The organism is Litorivivens sp., from assembly GCF_041625495.1.
Lineage (GTDB): Bacteria > Pseudomonadota > Gammaproteobacteria > Pseudomonadales > Spongiibacteraceae > Litorivivens.
In genome coordinates this window covers 1-7,900 of the sequence record NZ_JBFJTH010000172.1, presented here as the reverse complement: position 1 = coordinate 7,900, position 7,900 = coordinate 1, and the positions used below count along the sequence as shown (strand labels likewise).

Annotated in this window: 9 protein-coding genes; 4 read left to right on the top strand and 5 right to left on the bottom strand. The window is 51.5% G+C overall.

The features are described from left to right. From ABYP39_RS15755 to ABYP39_RS15745, 3 genes are all read right to left on the bottom strand, one after another. On the bottom strand, positions 1 to 492 hold a 492-nt coding region (locus ABYP39_RS15755; RefSeq protein WP_372783492.1), incomplete at its 3' end, for an NAD-dependent epimerase/dehydratase family protein. Next, positions 489 to 2,024 (bottom strand): cryptochrome/photolyase family protein, encoded by a 1,536-nt coding sequence (locus ABYP39_RS15750; protein WP_372783490.1) that lies wholly within the window; start codon positions 2,022 to 2,024, stop codon positions 489 to 491. The genes ABYP39_RS15750 and ABYP39_RS15755, both read right to left, overlap by 4 nt. Before the next feature lie 45 nt (positions 2,025 to 2,069). Next, on the bottom strand, positions 2,070 to 3,269 hold the full coding sequence (locus tag ABYP39_RS15745; RefSeq protein ID WP_372783488.1) for an APC family permease: 1,200 nt from the start codon (positions 3,267 to 3,269) through the stop codon (positions 2,070 to 2,072). 233 nt (positions 3,270 to 3,502) lie between these two features. On the opposite strand from ABYP39_RS15745, the gene ABYP39_RS15740 reads away from it, so the two are divergent. Continuing rightward, the gene (locus ABYP39_RS15740) at positions 3,503 to 3,940 is read left to right on the top strand and encodes a YtoQ family protein (protein ID WP_372748666.1); all 438 of its coding nucleotides are present in this window, start codon (positions 3,503 to 3,505) and stop codon (positions 3,938 to 3,940) included. Between the two features lie 60 nt (positions 3,941 to 4,000). Here ABYP39_RS15740 and ABYP39_RS15735 read toward each other — a convergent pair whose 3' ends face one another. Next, entirely contained in the window at positions 4,001 to 4,894 is an 894-nt protein-coding gene (locus tag ABYP39_RS15735; RefSeq protein ID WP_372748667.1) for a LysR family transcriptional regulator, read from the bottom strand. A gap of 114 nt (positions 4,895 to 5,008) precedes the next feature. Between ABYP39_RS15735 and ABYP39_RS15730 the strand changes: the two genes are divergently transcribed. Together ABYP39_RS15730 and fghA are read left to right on the top strand one after the other, a co-directional pair. Continuing rightward, positions 5,009 to 6,115 (top strand): S-(hydroxymethyl)glutathione dehydrogenase/class III alcohol dehydrogenase, encoded by a 1,107-nt coding sequence (locus ABYP39_RS15730; RefSeq protein WP_372748668.1) that lies wholly within the window; start codon positions 5,009 to 5,011, stop codon positions 6,113 to 6,115. Between the two features lie 27 nt (positions 6,116 to 6,142). Continuing rightward, positions 6,143 to 6,979 carry an S-formylglutathione hydrolase gene (fghA, locus tag ABYP39_RS15725; protein ID WP_372783486.1) on the top strand — a complete coding sequence of 279 codons (837 nt, stop codon included), beginning with the start codon at positions 6,143 to 6,145 and terminating at the stop codon, positions 6,977 to 6,979. A 194-nt stretch (positions 6,980 to 7,173) separates the two neighbouring features. Here the strand turns inward: fghA and ABYP39_RS15720 are convergent, their stop codons facing one another. After that, positions 7,174 to 7,533: an RES family NAD+ phosphorylase gene (locus ABYP39_RS15720; RefSeq protein ID WP_372783484.1), complete on the bottom strand. Its 360-nt coding sequence runs from the start codon at positions 7,531 to 7,533 to the stop codon at positions 7,174 to 7,176. 80 nt (positions 7,534 to 7,613) lie between these two features. Between ABYP39_RS15720 and ABYP39_RS15715 the strand changes: the two genes are divergently transcribed. Next, on the top strand, positions 7,614 to 7,900 hold a 287-nt coding region (locus ABYP39_RS15715; protein ID WP_372783482.1), incomplete at its 3' end, for an enoyl-CoA hydratase-related protein.

Below are 7,900 nucleotides of genomic sequence, written 5' to 3'. Positions count from 1 at the left end.
GACGACGCCAAGTCGCAAGCAGATCACGTCGGTTGAAACGGATGCTTTCTGTGCGGCGGCCTCCCAATCTTTACACAGCGTGGCTGCGAAGTCGCTGCCGGCCTGGCCTTGCTCGTTCAGTGTTTCGTTATCTCTGGCACCATAGTAGCCAATAGCCGACGCCGAGATAAAACGCTTTACGCACTGTGACTTGTGGATGTTGTCGACAAGATTTTCGGTCAGGGCGATGCGACTGTCACGGATGGTTTGTTTCTGTTTGGTGGACCACCGCTTGGTGAAGAGGTTTTCGCCGGCGAGATTGATTACTACGGTATAGGGCCAATAGTCTGCTTTCGTTCCTTGTGGTAGTCGATGAATGACTTTGACCTCCTTAAGGTCGGTCTTATGCTGACGTGTTAACACGGTAACGGTATGCCCGCCCAAGAGCAGTTTAGGAATAAGTGACCGTCCTACAAAGCCGGTGCCGCCGGTAAGCAGTATATGTTCGCTCATAGTGAAGAAACCTTTTGTCGAATATTTTCAGCCAGATTGCGAATCTCGGTTAGTTCCGTTGCGGGAATACGGTCTAAATTGCGTGTTTGTAGCGCCATTCGAGGGTGTTTGTTAAAACGCTTTCGGTGTTTATGTAGAAAATCCCAATAGAGAACAGTAAATGGACAGGCCTCAGCTCCAATACGTTTGTCCGGTCGGTAGCGGCATGAGTCGCAGTAGTTGCTCATCCGCTGTATATATTTGCCGCTGGCTATATAGGGCTTTGACGCGGTAACTCCACCATCGGCGTATTGCGACATGCCAATGGTATTTGGCATTTCCACCCATTCGACGGCATCTACATAGACGGCAAGGTACCATGCGTGCACCTCGCTTGGCTTAACGCCAAGCAAAAGCGTGAACAATCCGGTAATCATTAATCGTTGAATATGATGGGCGTAGCCGTAGTTGAGCGTCTGTTTGACGGTGTCAGCAAGGCAGACCATTGACGTGTCGCCTGTCCAGAAAAATTCTGGTAGCGGCTGCGCTGCCTGTAAGGCGTTGCCTTGTGAGAACGCTTCATACCTATGAAAGTACAAACCGCGAATGTACTCACGCCAGCCAAGGATCTGTCGAATAAAACCTTCAGCTGCATTGATACTGACATGTCCGTTTCTCCATGCAGCTTCGGCGGCAGCCACTACTGAGCGCGGATCCAACAGTTTTAGGTTCAGCGCAGCGGCTAACCTGGAATGATAGAGCCAGGGCTCAGCGATCCACATAGCATCCTGGTAATCCCCGAATCCAATAAGGCGGTGTTCAATAAAATCAGTGAGTGCCTGCTCAGCTTGGTGTTTGGTAACAGGCCAATCAAAACTATCAGTGCTACCTGGGTTGTCTGGCAGATGACTATTAACGCAGCGTATAACCTTTTTAGTAATAGCGTCTGGTGTAAACGTCTGTGGCTGAGGAATTCCTGCGGGCCCGGTTTTCGGGAAGGCTTTACGATTTTCGGCGTCAAAGTTCCAAGCGCCACCTGCGGGTTTGTCGCCGTCCATAAGGACACTGTGGCGTTTGCGCAACTCGCGATAGTAGTACTCCATTCGAAGAGACTTCCGCTTTGCTGCCCAGTGAGAAAAGTCCGCAGGAGTTGAAAAGAAGTGGCTATCGTCAAGAATAGTCAGCGGAATACCGGCGTGCTTGGCTGCGCCCTCAATAAGCTGTTGCACGCGCATGTCGCCGGGTTGAACTACGGTCACTGCCTGTGGCCGGAGATCATCAAGTGTGGCGGCCAATGCTTCGTCGAGCCCTGTCCAATCGTGTTCATCGAGTGCATGGTAGATCAATGGATAATTGCTACGCTTCAGCGTTTCGGCAAAGTGACGCATGGCGGATAAAAAGTATACCGACCGGGTCTTGTGAGACGGCACGTGGCGACTCTCTTCAATGACTTCTGCCATCCACAAGGAGTCACGCTCGTGCCACTCGTTAAACAGTGGACTATCGAGTGAAAGCTGGTCACCGAGAATAATGCGAAGTGTTTCTATACCCATGTTGTAGTCTACGTATAAGATTGTGTTTTGTATCAATCACATGTGTTAAATCCATTGCACGGAAAGAAAGCCCGCGCTCAGCAGCACACCAAGTGCAGGTATCCACACCCTGTAGGAGTAATGAGGGCCTTGTTGGTAGGCGATTGCAGATTGCGAGGCATTCACGCAGATGAATACCAGTAATACGATGCTGGCGGTGATTTCAGCCAGCGTTTTTAACGGAAACGCGACCGCAAAAATGAAGACCGTCAATCCGACAGCCACCGTCGCGATCACCGGGGTGTATCGTCTTTTGTGAACCGTTGCCATTAGCGCAGGGGCGAGTTGTCGCTTACCCATTCCGTAGAGTACTCGTGCTCCCATAATGATCTGCACCAGGGCGCCATTAATTACCGCAATGAGACTAATCAATGTGATAGCCGAAACTGGGAAAGCGCCCGTGTGCGCTACGAGGTCGGCAAAAGGTGCGTCGCTCTTTGCCAAAGATTCGATAGGTAGTGCGGTCACCGCGACCACCGCTACACAAATATAGAGCACGGTGCTGATGATCAGCGCCGCGCCTATCGCCATGGGCATCGCCGTTTCAGGGGATTTCACTTCCTCGGCCATGTTGACCATATCTTCAAAGCCTATGTAAGCGTAAAACGCGAGAAATGCACCGGCGAGAATGCCACTGATTTCCGGTGCTGGTGCAGAGGGATGAAAGGGGAGCGCGTTAGAGTCCATCGCGGGTACACCAACGGCCAGGATTATCGCTATTCCGAGCAGTTCTATAATGGTGATGATTACCGCCACGCCAACCGCTTTCAGTACGTTAAGTGTTGCTATATAGGTTAGCCCGGCAACGATAATCAATAGCCCTGTTAGGGTGTCAACGGCAATGAATACATTGATATAGCCCAGTGCACCGCGACTAATGGTCGCAGCGGAAACGACGCCCGTGAGTAGGATGCCCCAGCCTACAACAGCGGCCAGTGTCTGGTTGTTAAATGCCTCCTGAACATAGGCGGGCTCACCGGCGCTGACGGGAAAGCGTCGTGACAGCTGGGCATAGGAATACGCGCTAAAACTGACGACGATTGCTGACAGCAGGAAGGAATAGGGGGCATAGTGCCCAGCCTCTTCAGCGATCTTGCCAATGAGGACATAGATGCCAGCGCCGATAATGGTGCCTACGCCGTAGAAGGTCAGCAATAAGCCGGAAATGCGGCGGGCCAGCTTGGGTTTCGTGGTAGGGCTATTCACCCTAAACAGTATAGTTAAGATTCATTCGAGCATGTTTTCATGCCGTTGATGCTTTATAATTTGGCCGTATAAACAATTGGTTATGACTTTATCCAGCGCCTTGCTTTACTGCCACACTGCCTCATTTTAGTAGGCGGTGGCACGGTGATGTCACAGCACGCTCGGGCGCTGCTTTGGTGAAGTGAACCGCATAGCTGTATTTTCCAGAGTATTTTTACGCAAGGGCACTAAGCATGAGTCTCAATGTATATCTTTCCGGCGAAATTCATACCGATTGGCGCCAACGTATTATCGAAGGTTGTAGAGACATTGATCTGACCTTTTCATCTGCTGTCACCAATCATGAGGCCAGTGATGCCGCTGGTGATTTACTGGGTGACGAAGAGAAGAGCTTTTGGCGAGATCATAAGTCGGCCAAGGTAAATGCCATCCGAATATCAACACTCATAGAAAAATGCGACATCGCGATTATCCGGTTTGGCGATAAATACAAGCAATGGAACGCTGCATTTGATGCTGGTTACTGTGCGGCAAAAGGGAAGCCTTATATCACCTTGCACAGCGAAGATATTATTCACCCGTTAAAAGAAGTGGATGCCGCTGCTCATGCGTGGGCGACTACACCCGAGCAAGTTGTAGAGCTGCTAAGATATATGGTTAGTGATCAGTAAGGCTTTGCTGCTATATCTATATTTCGCGTCCTCTGGTCCACATTAACTGTGCAGGCGGTGTCAAAGCCAGGCGACATTGTTTAGCTCTTCTATCAGCAAATCGATAAACAGCCTGACTTTGGGTGAGAGGTGTCGGTTGCTTGGGTATACAGCCCACACCGCCATGTCTGTGGGTTTATAGGTGGACATAATCTCGATTAGACGCCCGGCAGCGAGATCTTCATGCACGTAGAATTCCGGTAGCTGCACAATGCCCAAGCCCTGACGCGCGGCGGCGAGCAGCGCATAGCCATTGTTGCTGCGCCAGCTGCCGGTCACTGAGATATCGATATGGCTGTGCTTTTCTGGAATGCGCAATCGCCATTGCTTTCGTGAGCCGACCAAGCAGTTGTGTTGTTTTAGTGCTTCGATGGTTTCCGGCTGGCCGTACAGATCGAAATAGTCTCTGCTCGCGCAAAGCACCAGATTCCGCGAGGCGATGCGTCGTGCGATCAAGGATGAATCCTGCAGCACACCGGCGCGGATAGCCAGATCGTAGCCTTCCTCCACAAGGTCGACATTACGGATTGAAAAATCCAGCTCGATCTGGACCCGCTCATATCGTGCCATAAAGGTTGCGGCGGCCGGTGCAATGTAGCGTTCACCAAAGGCCCCGGCAACGCTAATGCGCAAGCGACCTTGGGGCTCGGCCTGCTCCGCCTGCACTACCCGCTCGACGTCGTCGATCTGATCAGCGATTTCCCGACAGCGCTGGTAATAGACGTTCCCGGTTTCCGTCAGAGCCAGTTTGCGCGTGGTGCGGTTGATTAATTTGATGCCAAGGTGGTTTTCCAGCTGGCTGATTTGCCGGCTGACGTGCGATTTGGAAAGGTTGAGCGAGTCCGCAGCCGCAGAGAAGCTCCCCTTTTCAACCACTTCAATGAGTAGTTCTGTAGCGTTCCAGCGGCTGAACATGGCAGTGTCTATTGTTTCTGTGTGGCAACAATGTGTTCCATTGTAGACCATTACAATTCAAGCTGGAACAAAATATAGTGGTAGCCAATGAGTGATATAAATGAGGAGCTCCCTATGAAAACGCGCGCCGCCGTAGCCTTTCAGGCAGGCAAACCACTGGAAATTGTTGAAGTGGACCTGGCCGGCCCCAAAGAGGGTGAAGTGCTGGTAGAGATCAAGGCGTCGGGCGTGTGCCATACAGACGCTTTCACTCTCAGCGGCGATGATCCGGAAGGCGTATTTCCAGCCATTCTGGGCCACGAGGGAGCCGGGGTTGTGGTCGAAGTGGGGCCGGGGGTAAAAGGCCTCAAGCCCGGTGATCATGTGATTCCGCTCTATACGCCGGAATGCCGCACCTGCAAGTTCTGCCTCAACCCGAAAACTAATCTCTGTCAGTCTATTCGTACCACCCAAGGGCAGGGCGTGATGCCCGACGGTACTAGTCGTTTCAGCTTCGAAGGCAAACCAATACTGCACTACATGGGCTGCTCTACCTTTTCGAACTATACCGTACTGCCTGAAATTGCTTTGGCGAAAATCAGAGAGGACGCGCCCTTTGACAAGGTCTGTTACATCGGTTGCGGTGTAACCACCGGCGTAGGTGCGGTGGCCTTTGAAGCAAAAGTTGAGGCCGGTGCCAATGTGGTTGTCTTTGGTTTGGGCGGTATTGGGCTCAACGTAATTCAGGGTGCCAAAATGGTGGGTGCTGGAAAGATCATTGGTATCGACCTGAACCCTGCTAAAGAGGCGCTCGGTCGCAAGTTTGGTATGACAGACTTTATCAACCCAAAAGAGGTTGAGAATGTGGTGGACGCCATCACCCAGCTCACCGACGGAGGTGCTGACTACAGTTTTGAATGTATCGGCAACGTAAATACCATGCGGCAGGCCTTGGAGTGCTGTCACAAAGGCTGGGGCGAGTCGTACATTATTGGTGTTGCCGGTGCAGGTCAGGAAATTTCGACACGACCTTTCCAGCTGGTCACCGGTCGTTCCTGGAAAGGCACTGCCTTTGGCGGTGCTCGTGGACGTACTGATGTCCCGCGCATTGTCGACTGGTATATGGATGGTCGCATTAATATTGACGATATGATCACTCACACTATGGGCTTGGACGATATCAACAAAGCCTTCGACCTGATGCATTCCGGTGAAAGTATTCGCTCGGTGGTGCTGTATTAATCGAACGTTACTGATGGAACTTTACTGATGGAAAGAGTCTCTGACGTACTCTGTTTTTCTGGTCGGCAGCAGCGCTACCAGCATCGCTCCGCAGTGCTTGGTTGCGATATGCATTTTTCCGTGTTTCTGCCGCCGCAAGCAGAGCAGGAAAACGTACCAGTGCTACTGTGGTTGTCTGGCCTGACTTGCACTGACGAAAACTTCGTCACCAAGGCCGGGGCGCAGCAGTATGCGGCTCTGCATGGCATTGCCATCATCGCACCCGATACCAGCCCCCGGGGGGAAGGGATTCCTGACGACCCGGAAGGTGCTTACGATTTTGGTTTGGGCGCTGGTTTTTACCTCAACGCGACGCAGGCTCCGTGGAGCAAAAACTACCGGATGTATGACTACTTGGTGGAAGAGCTCCCTGGCTTAGTCGCGCAGCACCTCCCTGTCGATCTTAGTCGTTGTGGTATTTTTGGTCACTCCATGGGTGGGCATGGCGCGCTGACGATCGCCTTGAAAAACGCGGGTCGGTTCAAGTCGGTGTCTGCGTTTGCGCCGATCGTTGCTCCAACCCAGTGCCCCTGGGGCGAAAAGGCTTTTTCCAACTACCTGGGTGACAACCGCATGGAGTGGGAAAAATACGACAGTGTGGCTTTGATTAATGGCGGCGCTGTAGTGCCGCCCCTAAAAGTGGATCAGGGCACCGCGGATAATTTTCTGGAAGACCAATTAAAGACTGATGTGCTGATCAACGCTCTTGGCAAGCGGGCGATAGCCGCTGATGTCCAGTACCGCGCCGGCTACGATCATAGCTACTTCTTTATTGCGACGTTTATGTCTGAGCATATAGCGTTTCATGCGCAGTATTTAAAATAAGTGGTAGCTGAAGTGGGGGGGCTGGCGAGGATAATGTTCGGGCTGTAAGCATTTTGAATGCTACGACTCGCCTGGTCCTCAGCGTAAGGCTGCTGAGAAAAGACTGGCTCCTGTAGTGGCAAAACTGGCCGGTTTCTTGACCGGCCATTTTCCTCCGCCTACTGTCGTCGCTTTTCACGTGACGCGCGAGATCTTCAAAACAACTGTAATCTTTTGCCGTCCCATTTATAGGCATAGTGACTTGCTTGAATCACATCGCTGATAAGGTCTGGATAGAAGAGAGCAAAACACTTGCTGCCAGCGTGCCTAACGGAGTTAAAATGGATTCCCTCCCCTCCCTTATCGAATACAGCTCTACCGAATATTCTGGCGCGGGAGTAATCACTAAGCTCATACAGAGCGGAGTTCTTGAATTTAGAGCTTTTGCGCCTCACACCCTGTCTTCCTACCTGCAGTTGCCCATTTTTGCACCTGATGTAGTTTATAGTCCGTTCTAGGATATTCTGGTTGTATTCGGCCAAGATGGTCACATGACGCAACAACAGCTCGGCCATAAGTACCGGCTACGAGTGATATAATGCTTCTCGAATTCATTTACTCAGGGAAGTATTCCCTTGGTTGAGAAAAGAGGCATATGAACTACATTTTAGACGATGGTATCGCTGTAATTTCCCTTGATGACGGAAAAGCCAATGCAGTAAGTATTAGCTTTGTCGAACTCCTTAACAGTTACTTGGATCAAGCAGAACAGGAAGCATCGGCCGTCATCATAACCGGCAGAACAGGTATGTTCTGTGCGGGCTTTGACCTTAAGGCTTTTCAGCAGGGGGCCGAGGTTGCAGATAAGCTGGTGGCGGGTGGTATGGCAATGCTCACTCGGTTGTATGAATTTCCGCTTCCAGTAATTGCTGCCTGTGATGG

Coding starts and splice junctions, on each gene's coding strand:
- ABYP39_RS15750 (WP_372783490.1), bottom strand. CDS start 2,024: ATGGGTATAGAAACACTTCGCATTATTCTCGGTGACCAGCTTTCACTC.
- ABYP39_RS15740 (WP_372748666.1), top strand. CDS start 3,503: ATGAGTCTCAATGTATATCTTTCCGGCGAAATTCATACCGATTGGCGC.
- ABYP39_RS15735 (WP_372748667.1), bottom strand. CDS start 4,894: ATGTTCAGCCGCTGGAACGCTACAGAACTACTCATTGAAGTGGTTGAA.
- ABYP39_RS15730 (WP_372748668.1), top strand. CDS start 5,009: ATGAAAACGCGCGCCGCCGTAGCCTTTCAGGCAGGCAAACCACTGGAA.
- fghA (WP_372783486.1), top strand. CDS start 6,143: ATGGAAAGAGTCTCTGACGTACTCTGTTTTTCTGGTCGGCAGCAGCGC.
- ABYP39_RS15720 (WP_372783484.1), bottom strand. CDS start 7,533: ATGGCCGAGCTGTTGTTGCGTCATGTGACCATCTTGGCCGAATACAAC.